Here is a 21,764-nt window from a genome sequence, read left to right on the forward strand (position 1 = left end):
ACCCCCAGCCTTTATGCGCACGCATGACTGTTATTTTGCGGGGTGAAGCTCCATTTTGGTGCGACATGGGGTCGCAGAAGGACGGACGAACCCGCAGAGGGTAACATTTGCGCGTGACAGAAAAAGCAATCTGATATCACTTTTGCAAAGTCATCTGTTTTCGTACCTCTCAAGGAACCGTCATGCCGATCATCATCGAGTCGCTGAAACAGGCCACCGCCCAGGATCAGCAGGATCTGCAGAAGATCTATCGCGACGCGCCAGAGTGGCTGTTCGCCCCGTTTGCCGATGATGTGCAACTCATCGAAAGCTGCCTCAAGGACGGCTCGCTGATCGGCGGTCGTTTCAACGACCGACTGTTGGGCGCGGCACGCCTGCAGAGACATGGGGAGGTCTGGAAGCTCTCACAACTTTGCGTGCGAAAAGTGACCCGCCGCCGCGGAGTGGCCGAACGACTGGTGAACGAAGCGCAGAAAATGGCGTCGCAATCGGGTGCGGCATTACGCCTGCTGGCACCCGCCGGGCACCTTGAAGCCCAGGCGCTGGCTGCCAAACTGAAAGTGCCGCTGGATGTGTCGCCGGATTGATCGATGACCGGTCGTCCACTTTGGAGCGCTATACTCCCCGGCTAAATTCGAATTCGACTAATACAAGGACTCGCCCATGAAAGCGTTCGGCAAAATCCTGGGTCTGGTACTTCTCGGGCTGTTGCTGATCATTGTGGCGCTGGGCTTTGCCCTGACCCACCTCTTCGATCCCAACGACTATAAAGACGAAATTCGCCAGATTGCCCGCAACAAGGCCCACATCGAGCTGACGCTCAATGGCGACATTGGCTGGAGTCTGTTCCCTTGGCTTGGCCTGGAATTGCACGATGCCAGCGTCGCAACCCTGGCCAAACCCACCGAGCCTTTCGCCGACCTGCAGATGCTCGGCCTGTCGGTGCGCGTCTTGCCGTTGCTGCGTCGTGAAGTGCAGATGAGTGACGTGCGGGTCGAAGGCCTGAACCTGCGCCTGAACCGCGACAAGGACGGCCACGGCAACTGGGAAGACATCGGCAAGGTCCCGGCAACCGCCAGTACGACCACGCCTGCCGCACCTACGGGCGAAACTCCACCCGCGCAACCGACCACGGCCCAAGCGGAAAAACCGGCGCAGCCGATTCGCCTGGACATCGACAGCCTGACCGTCAACAACGCCCGCGTCGAATACAGCGACGAACAGACCGGCAAGCAGTTCAGCGCCGAAAGCATCCAGCTGAGCACCGGCCCCGTTCATGACTCCACCAATATTCCGGTCAAGCTCACCGCCTTCCTCGGCAGCAATCAACCCGTTCTGCGGGTGCGCACAGAACTCAATGGCGAGCTGCGCTTTGAACGCGCGCTGCAACGCTACAAATTCGAAGACATGAAGCTGTCCGGCGAAGTCGCTGGCGACCCGCTACAGGGCAAGACCGTGACCTTCGCCGCCCAAGGGCAATTGCTGCTGGATAAAGCAGCGAACGTCGCCGAATGGACAGGCATCAAGATTTCCGCCAATCAGCTGCGCGCCCTGGGGGAGCTGAAGGTCAATGACCTCGACAAGACCCCGCAAATCAATGGCGGCATTTCGATTGCGCAACTGGACCTGGCGAAGTTCGTCGACAGCATTGGCCAGCAACTGCCGGCCATGGCCGAGGGCAGCCTGAGCAAAGTCGAACTGGTAAGCCGAGTCGCCGCCACGCCGACCAGCCTGTCGCTGGACAACATCAACCTGAAAATCGACGACAGCACCTTCAGCGGGCGCATTGCCGTCGAGGATTTCGCCAAGCAATCGCTGCGCGCAGTGCTCAAGGCCGACACGTTCAACGTCGACCGCTATCTGCCGCCAAAATCCGCTGAAGCCAACAGCGCCAAGCAAGTGCGCCAGGCCGAAGTGGCCAGCACCGAAGCCGATGCCCTCGCCGGCAGCGGCAGCACACCACTGCCGGACAAACCCACCAAGCAAGCCTGGAGCACGGATCGACTGCTACCGGTTGAGCGCCTGCGCAAACTCGACGTTGACGCCGACCTGACGTTTGGCCAACTCACCCTGGAAAAGCTGCCAATCCAGAACGCCGTGCTCAAGGCCAATGGCAAAGAAGGACTTTTGACCCTGCAAAACCTGCGCGGCGACCTGTACGACGGCAACTTTGAGGCCAAGGGCATCCTCGATGTGCGCCCTGACGTGCCGACCCTGAACTTGCAGACCAACATCAGCAGAGTACCAGCGGAAAAAATCCTCGAAAGCCAGGGCAAGAACCCGCCAGTCAAGGGCCTGGTCACGCTCAACAGCAATGTGACCGGCACCGGTAACAGCCAGAAAGCACTGATCGACACCCTCAATGGCAACGCCAGTTTCGTCATCAATAACGGCGTGCTACTCAATGCCAACCTGGAACAGCAACTGTGCAAAGGCATCGCCACCCTCAACCGCAAGTCCCTCAGCGGCGAACCACGCGGCAAGGACACACCCTTCCAGGAACTCAAGGGCAACCTGACCTTCCGTAATGGCGTGGCCAGCAACCCGGACCTGAAGGTGCGCATCCCGGGCATGACGGTTAACGGCGACGGTGACATTGACCTGCGCGTCCTGGGCATGGATTACCGGGTCGGCATCGTCGTCGAGGGCGACACCAGTGCCATGCCGGATCCCGCCTGCCAGGTCGGCGACAAGTTTGTCGGCATCGAGTGGCCGCTGCGTTGCCGTGGCCCGCTGGAGCTGGGGGCCAAGGCCTGCCGTCTTGATAACGAACGCATGGGACAGGTTGCGAGCAAACTGGCTGGCGACAAGATCAGCGAAAAAATCGACGAGAAACTTGGCGACAAAGTCAGCCCTGAACTGAAAAACGCACTGAAGGGGCTGTTCAAGCGATGAGAGCCGAGCAGTTTTCAACGGCGGTGCTGGACTGGTTCGACCGCCACGGTCGCCATGACCTGCCCTGGCAACAGGGCATCACACCGTATCGGGTGTGGGTCTCGGAAATCATGCTGCAGCAAACCCAGGTCAGCACGGTACTGAATTACTTCGACCGGTTCATGGCGTCCTTGCCGACCGTCGAAGCCCTGGCCGCCGCGCCGGAAGACGAAGTGCTGCACCTGTGGACCGGCCTGGGTTACTACACCCGCGCGCGCAATTTGCAGAAGACCGCGAAGATCGTCGTTGCCGAGTACGGCGGCGAATTTCCGCGTGATGTGGAAAAACTGGTCGAGCTGCCGGGGATTGGCCTGTCGACCGCCGGCGCCATTGCCAGCATCAGCATGGGACTGCGTGCGCCGATCCTCGACGGAAACGTCAAGCGAGTGCTGGCGCGCTTTACCGCCCAGGAAGGCTACCCTGGCGAGCCGAAGGTCGCGAAACAACTGTGGGCCGCCGCCGAGCGCTTCACGCCCCAGGATCGCGTCAATGCCTATACCCAGGCGATGATGGACCTGGGCGCCACGCTCTGCACCCGCAGCAAGCCCAGTTGCCTGCTGTGCCCGCTGGAGAAGGGCTGCGAAGCGCATATGCTTGGCCTCGAAACCCGTTACCCCATCCCCAAGCCGCGCAAAGCCGTGCCACAGAAGCGCACGTTGATGCCGATGCTCGCCAACGAAGAAGGCGCGATCCTGCTTTATCGTCGCCCTTCCACGGGCTTGTGGGGCGGGCTCTGGAGCCTGCCGGAACTCGATGACCTCGACGACCTGCCGCACCTGGCTTCGCAGCATTCGCTGGAACTGGGTGCGCAACAGGCGCTGCCCAGCCTGGTGCACACCTTCAGCCACTTTCAGTTGTCCATCGAACCCTGGCTGGTCCAGGTCCAGGAAGCCGGCCATCACGTGGCCGAGGCCGACTGGCTCTGGTATAACCTCGCCACCCCGCCGCGCCTGGGCCTTGCGGCCCCGGTCAAAACCTTGCTCGAACGCGCGGCCGCCGTATTGAACGCAGGAGAGTCCTCATGACCCGCACCATCATGTGCCGCAAGTACAAAGAAGAATTGCCCGCCCTGGAGCGCGCTCCATTCCCGGGCGCCAAGGGCCAGGATATTTTCGACCACGTCTCGGCCAAGGCCTGGGCCGACTGGCAGAAACACCAGACCCTGCTGATCAACGAAAAGCGCCTGAACATGATGAACGCCGAGGATCGCAAATACCTGCAGGGCGAAATGGACAAGTACTTCTCGGGCGAAGATTACGCCAAGGCTGAAGGCTACGTGCCGCCAGCTGAATAACCCCATTGCATCGGGGTCGGAACGTAAGCGACGGTAATAATTAAATTTTTTTTGAAAACTTGCTTGACGACCCCCTGAAAAACCCGTTTAATGCGCCCCGTTGCCCAGATAGCTCAGTCGGTAGAGCAGGGGATTGAAAATCCCCGTGTCGGCGGTTCGATTCCGTCTCTGGGCACCAAAACATCTAAACCCTTGATTTCGAAAGAAGTCAGGGGTTTTTTGTTTTCCGCAACATTGCTAGGCCCACCCAACAGGTACACAAGGTGGGTACACATGGCACATTCCAGCGGTATGATCAGCCGATCATCCCAACGTCGCCCTCGATCCTTTATGGCTCAACCCTTCAAGCATCCAACCAGTGGCGTTTTCTATCTACGACGCCGTGTCCCTGACGAACTGCGCCCAGCACTTGGCAGGGAATACAAACGCTCCTTAAGCACCCGCGATCCAAACGAAGCGAAAGCTCGCTTTGCCTCGGAGTGGAGTAAAAGCGAAGAGGCCTTCTCAGCAGCTCGCGCCCGGCTTTCAGGAGTGGAGGGGCTCAGTGCTCGTGACGTCCAGCAGCTCGCAGCCCGCTGGTTCAGATCGCAACTTGACGAAATGGAGCGGACAGGTGAATTCAACACATACCTCGTACCGGGAAGCATAAGCGGCTGGGAAACACGCTATGGATGGGAGGAGCATCAAGAAATGCTCAGCATTCAGCAGGGCATTGAGGAAGGTGACGAGACAGATTGGCATGCTACAGCCAGAGTAAATATTCGTAGGTCGCTCAAAGCTGAGGGTATTCCCATGCCTCCCAAGGGATCGAAAACACTCGACGATTTGGAATTGGCGTTTTACACCCACCTGCTGAAGCTTTCGAATCTTGCCAAGCAACGTGCCGATGGCGACTGGCTGGCAAAGGTCGAGATCTTGAGTCATGAGCCGCTTGCAGCTCAACAGAATGCGACACCCAAAACCCCAACCGTTCTAGAGGCTTTTGAAGCCTATGCAAAATCCAAAATCCTGGATGATGGGGACACACGCAGCACCAAAAAAACCATCGAAGAATTCCGCAGCACAATCAAACGATTCATAGAGCTGTTCGGTGACCTGCCAACCTCGACAATCAGCAGGGGAAAAGTGCAGGAGTACCGGGCAAAGCTTGCCCTACTCCCAGTCAAAACCAAGGGGGCTGGAAACATGACAGCCCCGGAACTGATTGCCAATGCAGACGCGAAAAGCCTCCAACGCTTGGCCCCTGCCACAATTCGAAATCGCCTGCGGGCGCTCTCGGCAGTGCTTGGATACGCCGTTCGCCTTGGTTGGATTAGTGAGAATCCAGTCGAAGCATCCGGCATCGCCAAAGCAGCCAGTAAGTCAGCTACGGGTAAAGGCTCACGCCGTCGAAAGGATTACACTCAGGCCGAGCTGAAAACCATCTTTCACAGCAAAGCATTTACTCAGGAGGGCTGGAACCCTCCCCGCCGTAATTTCGGCAAGGCGTGGTACTGGGCTCCATTGTTGATGTACTACACGGGCGCACGCCGCGAGGAGATCGCCCAGCTCGCCGCCAAAGACGTTCTGCGGAGCGAGGAAGGGATACCCTACCTGTCAATACTGGCAGAGCCTGAGAACGGCGATGCGGGCCGTACAGTGAAGTCTGAGAGTAGCCGGAGGCTGGTGCCACTACACGACCACCTCATAAAGCTTGGACTGCTGGACTACGTCGAGACGCTCTCTCTCGATGGGCAATTGTTTCCCCTGCTCAAAGCCAATCCAGCGGGCTTCTACGGTGCGAACTGGGGCAAGGCGTGGGCTGAGTACCTGCGGAACATAGTCGACCTCCAAAGCCCTGCCAGCCCCTCCCACGGTTTTCGCCATACCTTTAAAACCCTAAGTCGGCAGGTCGGCATACCCGAAGAAGTACACGACGCATTAACGGGACACAGCAACGGTAGCGTAGGTCGAGATTACGGGAACATGCCCTTGACCCGAATGGCAGAGGAGCTAAGGAAATTCCCTCTAGCCCCATTACCTTAGTCGGTATTGTCCCCCGACAATGCAGCTACGCTCTCTTCATCTGAAAAAACAGTGCAATCGCAATGGAGCCTCAATGTTCCACTTTTTGGTCACAGCTTCCCATGACGCTTGGCAGGATGGGGTCGAAGAATTTTCGAGGAGCAGATTCCTTGAGTACACTCCCGATGACATTGCATCAATCTTTGAAGGCATCAACTCTTCGAACATTGAACAACTCAAGTCGCTTCCCTGCCTATGCGCTTATGAGGGAGAGGAAAACCTATGGATTGCCAAGATTACGGATATCGAACTAGATCGGCATACGTTGCGTATTTTTGTTGAGCTCGATAGCGGTATAGGCCCTATTCCCTTCCAGTCGTTCATTGCTACCAGAAAACGTTTCGGAGTACACGAGTGGGAATTTTCTAGAACACATTGGGCAATCAAGCAAGGCGATCTTTTCTTAAAACTCAGACAGGCAGAGTTAATTTCTGGCAATGTTGAGGAGCCTCCTCCGGTGACGGTCGCTCCTTCCCCTCAAGATGAAACTCTATCCCAGATATCTGTGTCCTCAATAACTGATTTCATCTCAGCGGTAAAAGGGCTGAGCCTTCCCGACAAGGAGTGCTTTTATCGTGGGCATTCGGATGCAGTGTACAGACTGATGCCCTCGGCCTTCCGAGCCGACCCCTCAGGCATACCGCTGTATCGTGACAGCGAACACACGATGTTTAGAGAGATTCTAGTATCAAACTCGTTCGACTTCAGAGAGGACAGTTCGACCTTAGACCGAATGGTGAGGATGCAGCACTACTCGCTTCCGACACGCTTACTCGACATCACGGCCAATCCATTGATTGCCCTGTTCTTCGCCGTCTGGTCCGAAACCAAACTCGACGCACCCGGCGAAGTCATCTTGTTTTACCTTAACAGGAACAAGATCAAATATTTTGACTCCGACACTGCAAGCTGCCTAGCTAATCTGGCCTTAATGAGTGCAAGTGAGCGGGACCAGATAGCATTTGAGTTAGCAGCAGAGCCAAAGACCGGATATATCCCGGGAGCAAACGTCGAAGAGGACCTTAAGCGCTTTAATGATCAGATTCAAATACAGAGATTGCTTCACTACATCGGGAACGAAAAACCTTACTTCAAACCCAGGATACTGCCAGAGGATTTACGCTCAGTTATATGCGTAAAGAGCAAGCGCAGCAATGATCGCATCTCCTCCCAATCAGGTGCGTTCCTGCTGTTTGGACACGATGTCGTATTGAGCGAAGATGGCACACAGGAAATTGCCGTCAAGCGAATTCGTGTGGTGAATAAGAGACATATCCTTCATGAGCTTGAGTTACTTAACATAACGGAAAGCACTGTCTTCCCCTATATCGAGAATTCGGCTCGTGATATCGCCCGGCGATTTCGAACCAAACCACTCTCCGATTTAGGTGAGAACGAATCGAGCACCTCACAACCCTCAACGGGCGACTAAGCTTCCACTTACTCATACGACCTAACGCACGTCTAAACAAGGCAGTAGCTATGCGTAGCTTTATACGTGCTCTGAGGTGAGCCTACAGGCTTTGGCGAGCTTGCATTTTTTGTGATCGCTCTCCTCCCACCTCTTATATCAACATATTTTGATCACGCCGCAGGACGAATAGTAATTTAGTGAGTCTCAATGATCCACCTACACAGGCTTGCAGTAGGTTAGTGGTAGATGGTTAAAAATATCGATTTATAAGAGAATAAAACTCACTAGAAAGATCCTATATAAATTTTACAGAAGTCTAGGCCGTCAGTGACGTATTCTATTACCACATATACATATATAGATATATACATATATACATATATACATATATACATATATACATATATACATATATATATCTATATATCTATATATCCATATATCTATATATTAGCTATTACACAAGCTCACCAGATACTATCCATCTCTACCTACTACATCCTTTAGTAATTATCTGTCATGCCTTACTTTCATCCTTCAGCAACCATCTGTCTGCCTTCCTACCGTCCTTCAGTAACCATCTGCCATGTCTACTATCCGACCATCCTCTCTGGCGATCATCAACAAGCCAGCAGGGAGCTTATGGATATACATCCGACCAGATAGATACGACCGCCGTTCCATCGCAACGAAAAGGCAGCACCTTCTATCCAAGTAGTGAGCCAATACTCACATCCCACAAATTTCCTATCCATGTAGTAGGCCAATATTGAGCCCTAGGAAAAGGCCATTCCCAAGCGACTAATGAGACGACTGACCGCTGTCGCAGTGAACCTGGCCCCTCGCGCCGTCCTGTGACCATTGGCGTTCAACCATGCAGCAAGAGCTTGCAACGTAGCCACCCCGTCATACATTGCAGCCTTCACCGCACTGCGGAGACTTTCGGCAAATTGATCCGCCCTTACCTGAACAGCCGAGACTGCTGCACCATTCCCAACCTTGTTGGCAGCCAAACGCCCTGCTGTCCTACGATCAATCTTGCCTCTGGCTGCAACATCTCCCGATTCGGCCCGAGCCTTGAGCGAGGCCAGAGCATCTCTGGTTCGACGAGAGATAAACTCTCGCTCCTGTTCAGCAAGGGCCGCATAGAGATGAAGCTGAAACTTGTCAGCGTTAGGCATCGTGGCAACCTTGAAGTCCACCAGTTTAAGCAGGCCTGCGATGTGTTCTACATCCCGGCTAAGTCGATCAAGCTTCGCTACGACCAGCGTAGCTTTTCGCGCCCGACTCATTGCCAGAGCGGCCTTGCACTGCTCCCTAAGCTCAGGAGCCGTGGCACCAGACTCAAGATCCTCAAACTCAGCAACGACGCTCCAGCCATGCTGGTGCGCAGCTATACGTATGTACTCACGCTGAGCGTCCAGCCCGAGCCCTGACTCACCCTGCCGCGCTGTAGACACCCTGTAATAGGCGACCACTTCCATACCCCCTCCTGCCGGCTCAGCCGTCGTTATCAAACTGTAGACCGCAAATTATCATATTGTAGACGCTCGTCAACAGTACGACATAATCGGCAAAGCTTGACACCGCTTCGTACTTAAAGCCAACTTGAGCCCCATGAAATAGGCATTGTTGGCACAGTTCAGGAGCAGGTGTGGGGGGAGGGACAAGCTCAGATGGTGTTAGGCGTCTGCTGCCAAATCCTGATTAAAATTGGGCCGCCGCTAAAAGCGTATGCTTTAGTAAGGTCAAGTGAACGCGTTTATCTAGGATTTTGAAAATGGTTAAAGCCATCAAAGGCGATGTTCTTGACCTTGAAGAAGAAAGGGACAATGAGCATGACATGATTAGCACCCCATTCGATCCTGTCTCAGTCGATATCGCGGATAGGAAGTTAACGATTGGCTCCTTGCTTGAGCGCTTAAAACATGGCGAACTAACATTAACGCCGGACTTTCAACGCAGAGCAAACCTTTGGGATACACCTCGAAAAAGTCGACTGATAGAGTCGGTACTTTTAAGGATACCACTACCTTCCTTTTACTTCAGCGAAGACTCAGATGGAAACTTTGAGGTCGTTGATGGGTTGCAGAGGCTATGTGCAATATTTCATTTCGTTGATTATTTAGCCCTTAACGCAGCCACCCAATCAAAACTAAATCCTCTTCGACTGGAAGGATTACAGTATTTAATTGAAAAAGAGGGCTCTACTTTTGCCGAACTAGAGCGCCCGTTCCAACGAAGAATCAATGAACTTGAAATAAACGTCAACGTCATTCGGGCCTCGACCCCTAAACCTGTGATGTTCAACGTTTTCGCTCGCCTCAATCAAGGGGGATTACCTCTAAGCGCTCAAGAGATCCGCAACGCTATATTCCCCGGACAATGGCGATCAGAAATCAGAAGCATGGCCCAGAGCCAAACTTTTCTTGATGCAACTGGTGAAAAAATCCCAACTGACCGTCAGCAAGACATGGAAATGATCCTACGCTTTATTGCACTATGGGCACTGCAACCAACATTCATGCGCCCGGCAGATCAAGTATTAGATAAATTCCTCAATGACACAGTAGAAACTCGATTACCTGATTGGACAGCGAAGAATTGGGAGACAGCACGTAGCGCATTTGAGAAAGGCATCCTTGCTGCTGTAAGAGTTTTTGGCAAGCACGCATTTCGAAAAAGCCACCACACCTTGCAAAGATCACCTATTAACAAAGGATTATTTGAAGCCCAGGCTATTTGCCTTGCATCATTAAGCGACCAAGAAGTTGACATCCTAGTTAGAAACAACGAAATAGTCTCAGGCAAGTTTGGCCGGCAAATGGATGAGACCAAAAGCAAACTAAGCACAGTATTGAGATCGGGTACAGGCCATGCCGAATCTTCAAACTCAAGGATTGAAGAAATAATGAAGATCTTTAAGGAGACCTTATTAAATGCTTGAACTCCTAACATTAAAAAACTTCAAGTCCGCCCGAGAACTAGCTATACCTATGGCCGCGCTAACTGTGCTCAGCGGCTATAACGGATCAGGAAAGAGCACTTTACTCCAAGCAATCGCGTTAATGCGCCAAAGCTTAATCCTTTCACTTGACACACGCACACGCTTACACCTTCGAGGACCTTTAGTTGAGTTAGGTTCCTCAAATGACGTACACAGTGACTCTGCAAAGACCAGCAGCATCGAGTTAATATTAAAATTCAATGATAAAATCACTCATTGGAAATCCGAAACTCAGCAAGGCAGCGACGCACTTGAGACAAGCATAGACAACACTTACGACCCCGAATTAGTCACTTTAAATTACTTAAAACAATGTCATTTTCAGTACCTTCAAGCGGATCGTTTGACACCCCAAACCCAGTATAATAAAAGCAATTCAATAGACCGAGAGCTTGGATTTTTGGGCACCCACGGCCAGCACACGCCTGATTTTCTAAGCGAGCACGGAGATAAGATAGAGGTCTCCGAGTCAAGACGATACCCGAAGCCAGCTGACGAAACGGCCAGGGCTATAAGTAACAGAATTGTAGCCACCAACAAACTAAATGACCAAGTAAGCGGGTGGCTTCAGCAGATAAGTCCAGGAGTAAAGCTGAAAGCGGAGAAGTTATCCGATACTGACCTGGTTGCACTGCGGTTTGGATATGCAACGCTAGAGCTTGCAAAAGACTCTAACTGGCGTCGACCCACCAATGTCGGATACGGATTGACTTATAGTTTACCAATTTTAACAGCATGCTTAGCCGCCCCTCCTGGCTCATTACTCTTGTTAGAAAATCCAGAAGCGCACTTGCATCCGCGAGGACAAGCAGCCTTAGGCAAGCTATTAGCAAAATGCGCAGCCGATGGCATACAAATAATTGTCGAAACGCATAGCGATCATATTTTAAACGGAGTCAGGCTCGCCGTTAAAGAAAAAAATATTTCACCGAGCAATGTACGCATATGTAATTTCACACGAGACCTTCAAAGCGGTGACAGCTTTATAGAAACTCCAACCATCCTACCAAATGGAGAATTAAACTCCTGGCCGGACGGTTTTTTTGATGAATGGGATAAAAGCCTCGAATCATTGCTGAGCTAATCGCATGGAAAAGCTAAACTTCTTTTTTAATGAGCTTTGTGTTGAACATCTAGAAGATCAAGAAATCAGCGAGGCTCACTGGAACCAATCTGTCAGCCAGTTTGTGGATACGGCACTGACGATTTTTGAGCATCGTCCCGACGGGATGTTAGCAGTTCCCGAAGGAACCATGAATAAAGCTTGTGGCGGAAAAATTCTATTAAGTCGAATCAGAGAAAATACCGGCTCTCAAAAAGATAAATACCGCAAGATACTTTCAAGAATAACAACCCTTTCCCCGGACTTCAATCTAACCCAAGAAGTCAGACACAGCAATAACCCAGGCAACGCACTAACACTTGCCGATTTCATATCAAGCCTGCATGGGCATGGCTGGGCAATTAGCCTTCAACTGCCAAATCAAACCTGGGAACTGAAGGAAATAAATGCACAGCGCTTTACACTGAATGATACCGGAGATTTTAACGATCCTGTCGATTGCAGTATCGACCACATCTCCAAAACGTCTCATATAAATGACTGGATTACCGAGATCCAAGACTGGGGAAAGGTCATTTCCAACTCCAGCGTCCTTGACTCGCTTAACGAGCATCCAATTGTAATGTACTCAGGCCCTCTAGAGCACAATCCACCTCACGTGCACTTACTACAAAGTAGAAACTCACCTACCACATTAGCCAAATACAATATTGATCCTTTCGAGAGATCAAAAGGAGATCATAGGTGGGATACCGAAATGAAAGCATGGATCGATAAATACCGTGACCAACTGCTGCAATCATGGGTTCGGTGTCAGACTGGAAAACACCCCTACGAATTGAGAAACTAACGCAGCAAATAAAAATTACAAAGATCGGGGCGCAAGCCCCGTGGGCAAACTGTCAAAGACACAGCTCAAAAACCCGTAGCATCTTGGTAATAACCTACTAAACCATATATATAAAACACCATACTTATGTACATCAACGACACCACACTAGCTGTAATATGCAGCAAACGACTCTGCATCTAAAGCATATCCTTTTCTCACTAAAATCTCGAACAACTCCCCTATAGCTGAGCTTCTCAGTTCATTTCCTACCGCATCAGAAACCTGAAGATTCTTAATAAGCGAGCGTGTGACTTCGTGACGAGGGTACTCTGTCAATCTGCTCAACCATTTTGGATATTTTGTCTCAATTTCCATGCGCCTCCGGAGAGACAACGAATCTATCCCCCCTCCTGCTCCAATGAATTCCCGCGAACGCGAAATAATTAACTCCTCGTGAACGCTGGTTAGTCTGGTTAAAACATAACCGAGCATCACCCCCCCAAAAATTCCCATTTAGCATCCCTCCATCACTAATATTGATTCCCAGGGCCAGAACAGCAAACCACGGGATCAGGTGGCTCAGCCGCAAAACTACCAAATCGGTAGCACCCAATCAACCCAGACCAACGACCATCAAGAATTTAGACGGGATGGTCATGTCTGTACTTGCGAAACGGCTGAAGGAAGCACGTATCCGTGCCGACCTGTCGCAAGAGCGTCTAGGGTTGGAGGCGGGCTTAGATGCGATGTCTGCTAGTGCCCGCATGAACCGCTACGAGAAGGGCAATCGAGTACCAAGTCTTGAACTTGTTGAGCGGATTGCTGAAGTCCTGAAGCTTCCGGCTGCCTACTTCTACGCCGGGGATGACGAAACCGCCGAATTGCTCATTGCGTTTCATAGACTCAGCAAAGCAGGACGATCACGAGTGATGTCAGCTATTCGCGAGGAGTGAGGATTCAGACTCCAAGCGGCCCCTCCTGCGCCTAGCTTCTCCTGGGTACACAACACAGGTACACTAGGCATAGAGAGGGCGAAGATAAACGCCCTATTTCATTGGGCTTAGTCAATGTCGGCCAGTGTCGGCGGTTCGATTCCGTCTCTGGGCACCAAATACCGAAAACCCTGAATCGCAAGATTCAGGTTTTTTTTATGCCTGGGATTTGATAAGTCACCGCTCCAGCCTCCTGCACAGCCTTTGACGCAGCGTCTATCACGCTCCCCCCTAAACCAGAAGACGCTTTGCCGGGCTATTCGTTGCCTTCGGGGTTTCCCCTCCCAACAATCTCTCGCGACTTTCGGAGCGCTCCGTGTGCATTCACGGAAAAGGACGACATACGCTCGTTCTCGGCTTGAGCAGAATCAGCAAGGATCTGCCGTATCACCTGGAGCAGATTGCACTACTGGGACGTAGACAATGACCGACGCGATGATAGCTGGCGCAAAAACCACTGAGTCTTCAACGCAGCCAGACATCTGGACTTTGCGTTTTGATGCTCGGCAGTCAACGCTGATTCACCATTTTGCCGAGGAGCTCGCCGGCATCGGGGGGCCACAGACGTCGGGAGCGAGGTCCAAAGCCGCTCTGGCAGCCACTGCCTTAAAGCTCTCTTGCTCGAAGCAACAAAGCGAACTGCTGCGAGCCTATTCCGAAGGCCATGTTTGCGTGTTGATCTTTGAGGGACTGCGAAAGATCACTGATTCCCCCTCCTCCCCACGAACTACCGAACCTGAGATCGCTGGAGAACCGACATGAAGTCCTATGGCTGGCAGCCAGGAATCAGATTCTGCTCGAGTTGGTCGATCACAAAGCCTTCGCCTATGACATGGATAACGAGGGGAAAATGATCCGGTTGGTCGCCAACTTCAAGGGCGGCGGGCTGACCAGAATCCCCGAAGAGCCAGCTCACAAAGAAATCAGCTCCCATTCCGGTCTGGCCCTTGGCCCGCATACCGAGGCGGCTCCGACCGAATACATGCTCAACCAGGAGTCAGCCATGATCATCAACAACACTCGCGCCCTGCACTGCCGCGATGTGATCAAAAACAATAGTCGGGTTCTAGTTCGAATTTTCGGGCTTTCCAAGTTCTCATCCCCGATCGTTATTTCAGAAGACCCATTGCTGCTGCAAGGTTGAGTCCGCAGGGTGTGAACAAACCAATCATGCGATCAAGTGCTGCGAAAGAGGAAATGGAATGTCTTGGGATGTAATTGGCCTGTTGGCGCTCGTCGCATTCTGCGCCGGATTTTTTGATGCAATTGCGGGAGGTGGAGGGTTGATCACTCTACCTGCCTTGTTTCTGGCCGGCGTTGATCCCATCAGCGCAATCGCGACGAATAAATTTCAGGCCGCTTCGGCGACGCTATCGGCAACGGCCGCCTTTGCCCGCAAGGGGATGATCGAGTGGCGCAATGGTCGCTTTCTGATTCTCTGCGGATTTATCGGCGGGGCCAGTGGCGCATTGCTCGTCAGCTCAGTGGATAAACGATACCTGGAGATCACCGTACCGATCATGCTGATCCTAGTCGCCGTTTATTTCGCACTCACTCCGAAGCTGGCCAACGAAGATCGGCGCAAAAGAATCGGCGTTCTGCTGTTTTCGTTCACGGTGGCACCCATCCTGGGATTCTATGACGGCATATTCGGCCCCGGCGTAGGCTCGTTCTTCATCGTCGGTTTTGTATTGCTTTGTGGATTGGGAATGATGCGAGCCATGAGCTTTACCAAACTCGCCAACGCCTCCTGCAACCTAGGATCACTGGCGGTCTTCATCACCAAAGGCGTGATCGTCTGGCCGATAGCAATCGCGATGGCTGCAGCCGCCTGCGTAGGTGCACAATTGGGTGCCCGCGCCGCTGTACGGGTGGGCCCGAAATTGATCAAGCCCATGTTGATCGTGGTGTGTTGCGCCTTGGCCATCAAGCTCCTGAGCGTGGAAACCAATCCATTGCGCGTCGCATTAATGCAGGTGGTGGGCGCGCCCTGACTTTCGCTATAGCACTTGCTTCACTCGTCACCACTCCAGTGAAAAACAAGATTGCGTGCCACGCCGTTGGTGACTTCCGCCGCGCTGTGCCGTGCCTCCCCCCACGGGTTGCAACCACCATGTATTTGCCGGGTGGCAATTGCACATAGACCAAGGGGCCGGCCTGGCTCAGCGTCAACACTGTCGGCCCTTGTGCCTTCTGCACCACCACATCGACGTCAGGCACATACTTGCCCTCAGGCCCGATGGAAAAGGTCATGTGCAGGTTATAGCCCGTCGCGTGCTGGATGGCCTTCGCCTCGTCCTCGCCGATACCGCCGGACAGATAAGCCACTCCGTTTTGCTCCTGCCGTTGGATCTGCACTCCGGCATTGTCGAAAGGCTCAGAGCTCGCGGCTTCCAGCGCAACCGAGAACATCATCAGGCCAACGGCAGCGAGGGGAAGAATGACTGCAAGGGAACGTTTCATGGGACGACTCCCGGGCTCCATGGAGCCCAACCGTTACCTTCTTTGGATGGGCTGCGGCGCGCCCAAGTTTTAGATTGATTAGTACTTGGGGTCACTGCGAATTGGACTACAGGTTGAACCTGTCGCAGCGATCCTGCGAAACCGGATGGATTGTTCAACCACCGCTCCAGGGCTATCGTTGGCAACTCCCCGTAGAGGTCTGCATGTGATGAACTCGCAGGACATTTCACTGGCGCCCACGCAAATTGCCTCGCCGCTGCCAACCTGCGCCTCCCCCGCTCCGTTCAAGGAACCCGCCGCAGACGGCTTCATCCTCGGCGGCTTTACCTGGCGACACGCAAGTCCCGACGCGATACGCCCGGTGGTGATCATCAACGCCGCCACCTCGGTGCGCTGCCGGCACTATTCGCGCTTCGCCGATTACCTGTTTGCCAATGGCTTCGATGTCATCACCTACGACTACCGCGGTATCGGCGAATCGCGGCCCGAGTCGCTGAAAGGCTTGAAGGCGTCATGGTCCGACTGGGGTGCGCTGGATTTCGAGGCGATGCTCAAGCGCGCCCAGCGCGAATTCCCCGGCCAGCCCATTGACGTTGTCGGCCACAGCTTCGGCGGCTGTGCGGCGGGCCTGGGGGCGTCCGGGCATGTCATCCGGCGCCTGGTGACCGTCGGCGCGCAATTCGCTTACTGGCGCGACTATGCGCCGGCTCATCGCTGGCGGATGTTCGGTAAATGGCATGTGATGATGCCGCTGATCACAATGTTCTGCGGTTTTTTCCCCGGTAAACGTCTTGGCTGGCTCGAAGACACGCCGGCTGGGGTCGTCCGTGACTGGAGTACGCCCACCCGCCGCTATGAAACGCGCCCAAGCGGTCGCGCGCTCATCGACCGACTCGGTGCCCTGCCCTTCGCGACAATGGCCGCGAAAACCCTGGCAATCAGCGTTACAGACGATCCCTACGGTACAATCCCGGCCATCGAACGCCTGCTCAGCTATTTCACGGGCGGTACCAGTACCCATTTGCGCATCGCTCCAGAAGACATCGCCGAGCAACAAGTCGGACATTTCGCCTTTTTTCGCAGCGCATACCAAGCCACACTATGGCCCATCGCATTGTCCTGGCTGCGAAGCGGCGAACTGGCACCCGACACTCCCGGGCGGCTGGTGCCGCGCAGACAGTCCTCATAACGCATACGGATCAACACCATGGCTTCCGCCAACAAGCAGCAAAAACGCGCCTCCCGCGCCAAAACCAAGGCCAAGCAGAACCGCACCCAGCGGGCTGCCGCGCCGGTGGAGCTGGACCCGAACGACGACCGCATCGATTTTGAATCGGTGGATCTCACCGAACTGTTCAAGAAAATGATCGACGCCGAGAAAATCAGTCAGCAGGCCATGTGCGGCGCGTTCCTCGAAGATCCGTTGCTGGCACTGGTGTACGAGCAGGAAGGCGAAGAAGGCGCGATGGACTTCATCCTCGCGGCGCTGATCGAGTACCGCCAGTGGTCCACTGAAACCGACGAAGCTGGCGCCCTGGCGTGGATCGAATCTCCGGCGTTCCAGGCTGACTACGTGGCCGCGTCCGACGCGATCGCCGCGCAAACCCAACAGAAATCGAACTGAGCTCCCATGGCCTCCCCGAACAAGCTACAGAAACGCGCCAAGCGCGCCAAAGCCAAAGCCAAGCAAATCCGCATGGTCGGCCGTAAACCTGCCGCCCTGGACGATGACCAGGGCCACCTCGCCGAACCGATCCCGGAATACACCCTGGCGATGTTCAGCAAGATGCGCGATGCGCAAGCCATCGACCGCAGCGAAATGCTCTCGGTTCTGCTGAACGACCTTTCCGGGATCATCAACGATCACCCGGAACTGCTGGATCTGGAAAACGCAGAAAACGAAGCCATGGCCGCCACCCACCTGGCCGCCGACATGCTGATCGACTACCACATGTGGGCTGACGGAATGGACCGCGAGGCGGCGCAGGCCGCTTTGAGCGATCCGCAGTTCATCAGCGATTTTGGCGAAGCGTTGGATGTTTACGGTCGGTCGCTGGAGGCTTCGGAAGAAAAATCCGAATAAGCGGCACGAGCCAAACAAAAAGGCCGCCTTGTCATCGCTGACAGGCGGCCTTTTTCCGTTTCAACAGCTCAGGCCAGGGCCTCAGCGCGCCACAGCAGCACTCAAACGCTCACTGCGACGACGGCGCGCCACCAGCAAGCCGGTTGCCACCACCAGTACGCTGAGCAGGCCGGTCGCGAGGATTTCCACGCGGTGGGCGTCCTGGAAGCCCATGATGGTCAGGGCCGCGACGATGAAAACGATTACCGCGTAGGTCAGGCCTGGGAACAGCCACATGCTGAAGACGATTTTCTCGCCACGCGCCACACGCTGCTTGCGCATGCGCAGTTGCGAAATCGCGATTACCAGGTACACCAGCAGTGCAATGGCGCCGGAGCTGGCCAACAGGAATTCGAACACGGCGGCCGGGGCCACGTAGTTGGCGAACGTGGCCAGGAAGGCCGCGCCGGTGGACAACATCACGGCCCAGTAAGGCGTGCCGCTCTTGTTGGTGCGAGTGGCAACGGCCGGTGCATCACCGCGCTTGCCCAGGGAGAACAACATGCGCGACGAGGTGTACAGCGCCGAGTTCAGGCAACTGGTCACAGCGACCAATACGACGATGTCGACGATCATCTTGGCGTTCGGGATGCCCATGCGCTCAAGCACGGTCTGATAGGAACCAACGCTGGCCAGGACCGGGTCGTTCCATGGCACCAGGGCCACGACGATGAAGATCGACACGAGGTAGAACAAACCGATCCGCCAGATCACCGAGTTGGTGGCTTTGGAGATCTGCTTGCCAGGGTTCTTCGATTCCGCGGCCGCAATGGTCACGATCTCGGTACCCATGAAGGAGAACATGGTGGTCAGGATTGCCCCCAGCACCGCGCCCATGCCGTTAGGCAGGAAACCCTGGGTATCGAACAGGTGCGACACGCCGCTGACCTGGCTGCCCGGCAGGAAACCGAAGATCGCCGCCAAACCGAGGATGATGAAACCGATGATCGCCACCACTTTGAGCAGGGCGAACCAGAATTCGAACTCACCGTAGTTCTTCACGCTGAACAGGTTGGTGACGGTCAGCAACATGGTGATGACCAGGGCGAAGGCCCAGATGTCCACACCCGGGAACCACGCGTGCAGGATGGTCGCGGCGGCGTTGGCCTCCAGCGGGATGACCAGCACCCAGAACCACCAGTAGAGCCAGCCGATGGTGAAACCGGCCCAGTGACCGATCGCGCGATCAGCGTAAGTCGAGAAGGAGCCCGTGTCCGGCGAGGCGACCGCCATTTCGCCGAGCATGCGCATGACCAGAACAACCAGCATACCGGCGGCGGCATAAGCCAGGAGTACGGCAGGGCCGGCGGCGGCAATGGCGTGGCCGGAGCCGACGAACAGGCCGGCACCGATAACCCCGGCGATCGACAGCATGGTCACATGACGCGGTTTGAGCCCCTGTTCGAGGCCATTGGAGCTTGGGGTACTGCTCATTGAAACTACCTTTGTAAAGGAAAGCGATGTGCTTCTGCCCGGCCTGGCATTCCTTCTCGTAAAAAGAAACCAACAGGGCGTTCCGGATTCTGCACGCAAATATTGCGCCAAAATGTTTCAAAGTCTTCAACTTCGGGGCCTGGAGCGCGACCGGACAGTCATCGCAACTCATTGAGATTAATGGCAATTTGCCAGAGCGTTACCCTGCGACTCACTTTCGTAACGAATCAGCGCACCAGAAACACACTAAAAAATCGCCAGACGCACAATTAAAGTGCGCAACGCTAACGTTTGGCCGGTTAGCGCTTCCAACACCCCGACAAAGCTGGCAACATCGCGCCCCTTTTGCGAATGCCGTCGCGCTTTTCATAGGCGAGAAGGGTTCAAACGGCTGTTCGGTTGATAGCAGGGCGACAGTCTGCTGCGCCGATGCGACAACCTGTCGCACACCGCGCGTTTAGGGCCCGCAGCGCTGTTGGCTGGCATTCAGACGCTATGCTAGGTTGGCCGCCTCGTCAGGAAGGCCCGCCAACAGCAGGAGCGCATCACACTATGAGGAACGCACATGGCTGAGGCCACGCCCGCGCTTGAAATCCGCGACTTGCACAAACGCTACGGACAGCTTGAGGTGCTCAAAGGCATATCGCTGACCGCCCGTGACGGCGATGTGATCTCGATCCTGGGCTCCTCCGGCTCCGGCAAGTCCACTTTCCTGCGCTGCATCAACCTGCTGGAAAACCCGCATCAGGGGCGGATTCTGGTCGCCGGTGAAGAGCTCAAGCTCAAGGCCGCCAAAAACGGCGAGTTGCACGCCGCCGACAATAAACAGATCAATCGCCTGCGCAGCGAGATTGGTTTTGTGTTTCAAAACTTTAATCTATGGCCGCACATGAGCGTGCTCGACAACATCATCGAAGCACCGCGCCGCGTGCTCGGCCAAAGCAAGGCCGAGGCTATCGAGGTCGCCGAAGCCCTGCTGGCCAAGGTCGGCATCGCCGACAAGCGCCACGCCTACCCGGCGCAACTTTCAGGCGGCCAGCAACAACGCGCCGCCATCGCCCGCACGCTGGCGATGCAACCCAAAGTGATCCTGTTCGACGAGCCCACCTCCGCCCTTGACCCGGAAATGGTCCAGGAAGTACTTAATGTCATCCGCGCACTGGCCGAAGAAGGCCGCACCATGTTGCTGGTCACCCACGAAATGAGCTTTGCTCGTCAGGTGTCCAGCGAAGTGGTGTTCCTCCACCAGGGCCTGGTAGAAGAGCAAGGATCGCCACAGCAGGTGTTCGAAAACCCGCTTTCGGCGCGCTGCAAACAATTCATGTCCAGCAACCGCTAACGGAGCTACCCACATGCAGAACTATAAAAAGGTCTTCCTGGCCGCCGCCGTCACCCTGGCGTTCAGCGCCGGCGCCATGGCCGAAACCTTGAAGATGGGCATCGAAGCGGCCTACCCGCCGTTCAACAACAAGGATGCCAGCGGCAACGTCGTCGGCTTCGACAAGGAAATCGGCGACGCCCTGTGCGCCAAGATGAAAGTCGACTGCACCGTGGTCACCTCCGACTGGGACGGCATCATCCCGGCCCTGAACGCCAAGAAGTTCGACTTCCTGATTTCCTCGATGTCGATCACCGACGAGCGCAAGCAAGCGGTGGACTTCACCGATCCGTACTACTCGAACAAACTGCAGTTCATTGCCAAGAAAGACGCTGACTTCAAAACCGACGCAGACGCCCTGAAAGGTAAAGTGATCGGCGCACAACGCGCGACGTTGGCAGGCACCTGGCTTGAAGACAACATGCCGGGCGTCGAAACCAAACTCTACGACACCCAGGAAAACGCCTACCTTGACCTGACTTCCGGTCGACTGGACGGCATCCTCGCAGACAAATACGTCAACTACGAGTGGCTGAAAAGCGACGCTGGCAAATCCTACGAATTCAAGGGCGACCCGGTGGAAGAAAGCGACAAGATCGGTATCGCCGTGCGTAAAGGCGACCCGCTGCGCGAGAAGCTGAACTCTGCGCTGAAAGAAATCGTCGCTGATGGCACCTACAAGAAGATCAACGACAAGTACTTCCCGTTCAGCATCTATTGATACTGACCTGCCGGACCTGCGTCGCTTGACGGCGCCGCAGGTCCCC

19 protein-coding genes, 1 tRNA gene and 1 pseudogene are annotated in these 21,764 nt (G+C 54.6%); 18 read left to right on the top strand and 3 right to left on the bottom strand.

Features of this window, described 5'->3' with window-relative positions; translation table 11 throughout:
- The first annotated feature begins 182 nt into the window (after positions 1 to 182).
- The 7 genes from panM to AB4O36_RS24730 all read left to right on the top strand — a co-directional run bounded on the left by panM (position 183) and on the right by AB4O36_RS24730 (position 7,724).
- Positions 183 to 587 (top strand): aspartate 1-decarboxylase autocleavage activator PanM, encoded by a 405-nt coding sequence (panM, locus tag AB4O36_RS24700; RefSeq protein WP_460118952.1) that lies wholly within the window; start codon positions 183 to 185, stop codon positions 585 to 587.
- 76 nt (positions 588 to 663) lie between these two features.
- A complete protein-coding gene (locus AB4O36_RS24705) occupies positions 664 to 2,895 on the top strand; it encodes an AsmA family protein (RefSeq protein ID WP_460140474.1) in 2,232 nt (743 codons plus the stop codon).
- Complete coding sequence (mutY, locus tag AB4O36_RS24710; protein WP_460118956.1) at positions 2,892 to 3,959, top strand: A/G-specific adenine glycosylase; 1,068 nt, start codon at positions 2,892 to 2,894, stop codon at positions 3,957 to 3,959. The genes AB4O36_RS24705 and mutY overlap by 4 nt, the downstream gene beginning before the upstream one ends.
- Positions 3,956 to 4,228 (top strand): oxidative damage protection protein, encoded by a 273-nt coding sequence (locus AB4O36_RS24715; RefSeq protein WP_003220737.1) that lies wholly within the window; start codon positions 3,956 to 3,958, stop codon positions 4,226 to 4,228. Before mutY ends, AB4O36_RS24715 begins: the two co-directional genes overlap by 4 nt.
- A gap of 102 nt (positions 4,229 to 4,330) precedes the next feature.
- Positions 4,331 to 4,406 (top strand) — tRNA-Phe (locus tag AB4O36_RS24720).
- 95 nt (positions 4,407 to 4,501) lie between these two features.
- On the top strand, positions 4,502 to 6,253 hold the full coding sequence (locus AB4O36_RS24725; RefSeq protein WP_460140475.1) for a DUF6538 domain-containing protein: 1,752 nt from the start codon (positions 4,502 to 4,504) through the stop codon (positions 6,251 to 6,253).
- 73 nt (positions 6,254 to 6,326) lie between these two features.
- The gene (locus tag AB4O36_RS24730) at positions 6,327 to 7,724 is read left to right on the top strand and encodes an FRG domain-containing protein (protein WP_460140476.1); all 1,398 of its coding nucleotides are present in this window, start codon (positions 6,327 to 6,329) and stop codon (positions 7,722 to 7,724) included.
- A gap of 758 nt (positions 7,725 to 8,482) precedes the next feature.
- Here AB4O36_RS24730 and AB4O36_RS24735 read toward each other — a convergent pair.
- Positions 8,483 to 9,190, bottom strand: a complete 708-nt coding sequence (locus AB4O36_RS24735) for a recombinase family protein (protein WP_460140477.1) — start codon at positions 9,188 to 9,190, stop codon at positions 8,483 to 8,485.
- Positions 9,191 to 9,486: 296 nt separating this feature from the next.
- Here AB4O36_RS24735 and AB4O36_RS24740 point away from each other — a divergent pair, with 296 nt between their 5' ends.
- The 6 genes from AB4O36_RS24740 (at position 9,487) to AB4O36_RS24765 (ending at position 15,594) form a co-directional block, all read left to right on the top strand.
- The gene (locus tag AB4O36_RS24740; protein ID WP_460140478.1) at positions 9,487 to 10,653 is read left to right on the top strand and encodes a DUF262 domain-containing protein; all 1,167 of its coding nucleotides are present in this window, start codon (positions 9,487 to 9,489) and stop codon (positions 10,651 to 10,653) included.
- On the top strand, positions 10,646 to 11,797 hold the full coding sequence (locus AB4O36_RS24745) for a DUF3696 domain-containing protein (protein WP_460140479.1): 1,152 nt from the start codon (positions 10,646 to 10,648) through the stop codon (positions 11,795 to 11,797). The genes AB4O36_RS24740 and AB4O36_RS24745 overlap by 8 nt, the downstream gene beginning before the upstream one ends.
- 4 nt (positions 11,798 to 11,801) lie before the next feature.
- Positions 11,802 to 12,626, top strand: a complete 825-nt coding sequence (locus AB4O36_RS24750) for a DUF4160 domain-containing protein (RefSeq protein ID WP_460140480.1) — start codon at positions 11,802 to 11,804, stop codon at positions 12,624 to 12,626.
- A gap of 638 nt (positions 12,627 to 13,264) precedes the next feature.
- Positions 13,265 to 13,561, top strand: coding sequence for a helix-turn-helix domain-containing protein (locus AB4O36_RS24755; protein ID WP_460140481.1), 297 nt, complete (start codon positions 13,265 to 13,267; stop codon positions 13,559 to 13,561).
- 889 nt (positions 13,562 to 14,450) lie between these two features.
- On the top strand, positions 14,451 to 14,744 hold the full coding sequence (locus tag AB4O36_RS24760) for a hypothetical protein (RefSeq protein ID WP_460140482.1): 294 nt from the start codon (positions 14,451 to 14,453) through the stop codon (positions 14,742 to 14,744).
- Positions 14,745 to 14,802: 58 nt separating this feature from the next.
- Positions 14,803 to 15,594 carry a TSUP family transporter gene (locus AB4O36_RS24765; protein WP_460140483.1) on the top strand — a complete coding sequence of 264 codons (792 nt, stop codon included), beginning with the start codon at positions 14,803 to 14,805 and terminating at the stop codon, positions 15,592 to 15,594.
- Between the two features lie 20 nt (positions 15,595 to 15,614).
- On the opposite strand, the pseudogene AB4O36_RS24770 reads toward AB4O36_RS24765, so the two are convergent.
- A pseudogene (locus tag AB4O36_RS24770) lies at positions 15,615 to 16,063 on the bottom strand (carboxypeptidase regulatory-like domain-containing protein).
- A 208-nt stretch (positions 16,064 to 16,271) separates the two neighbouring features.
- Between AB4O36_RS24770 and AB4O36_RS24775 the strand changes: the two are divergent.
- From AB4O36_RS24775 to AB4O36_RS24785, 3 genes are read left to right on the top strand one after another with little or no spacing between them, the layout of a single operon-like run.
- Positions 16,272 to 17,252 (top strand): alpha/beta hydrolase family protein, encoded by a 981-nt coding sequence (locus AB4O36_RS24775; protein WP_460140484.1) that lies wholly within the window; start codon positions 16,272 to 16,274, stop codon positions 17,250 to 17,252.
- Between the two features lie 18 nt (positions 17,253 to 17,270).
- Complete coding sequence (locus tag AB4O36_RS24780) at positions 17,271 to 17,687, top strand: hypothetical protein (protein ID WP_460118967.1); 417 nt, start codon at positions 17,271 to 17,273, stop codon at positions 17,685 to 17,687.
- Between the two features lie 6 nt (positions 17,688 to 17,693).
- On the top strand, positions 17,694 to 18,146 hold the full coding sequence (locus tag AB4O36_RS24785) for a hypothetical protein (RefSeq protein WP_460140485.1): 453 nt from the start codon (positions 17,694 to 17,696) through the stop codon (positions 18,144 to 18,146).
- A gap of 81 nt (positions 18,147 to 18,227) precedes the next feature.
- On the opposite strand, the gene gabP is transcribed toward AB4O36_RS24785, so the two are convergent.
- Positions 18,228 to 19,619, bottom strand: coding sequence for a GABA permease (gabP, locus tag AB4O36_RS24790; RefSeq protein ID WP_460118977.1), 1,392 nt, complete (start codon positions 19,617 to 19,619; stop codon positions 18,228 to 18,230).
- Positions 19,620 to 20,184: 565 nt separating this feature from the next.
- On the opposite strand from gabP, the gene AB4O36_RS24795 reads away from it, so the two are divergent.
- Both AB4O36_RS24795 and AB4O36_RS24800 read left to right on the top strand, forming a co-directional pair.
- Complete coding sequence (locus tag AB4O36_RS24795) at positions 20,185 to 20,958, top strand: ABC transporter ATP-binding protein (RefSeq protein ID WP_460140486.1); 774 nt, start codon at positions 20,185 to 20,187, stop codon at positions 20,956 to 20,958.
- A gap of 13 nt (positions 20,959 to 20,971) precedes the next feature.
- Positions 20,972 to 21,718 carry an ABC transporter substrate-binding protein gene (locus tag AB4O36_RS24800; RefSeq protein WP_460140487.1) on the top strand — a complete coding sequence of 249 codons (747 nt, stop codon included), beginning with the start codon at positions 20,972 to 20,974 and terminating at the stop codon, positions 21,716 to 21,718.
- Positions 21,719 to 21,764 lie beyond the last annotated feature (46 nt).

It is taken from the genome of Pseudomonas sp. S2_E01 (assembly GCF_054668365.1).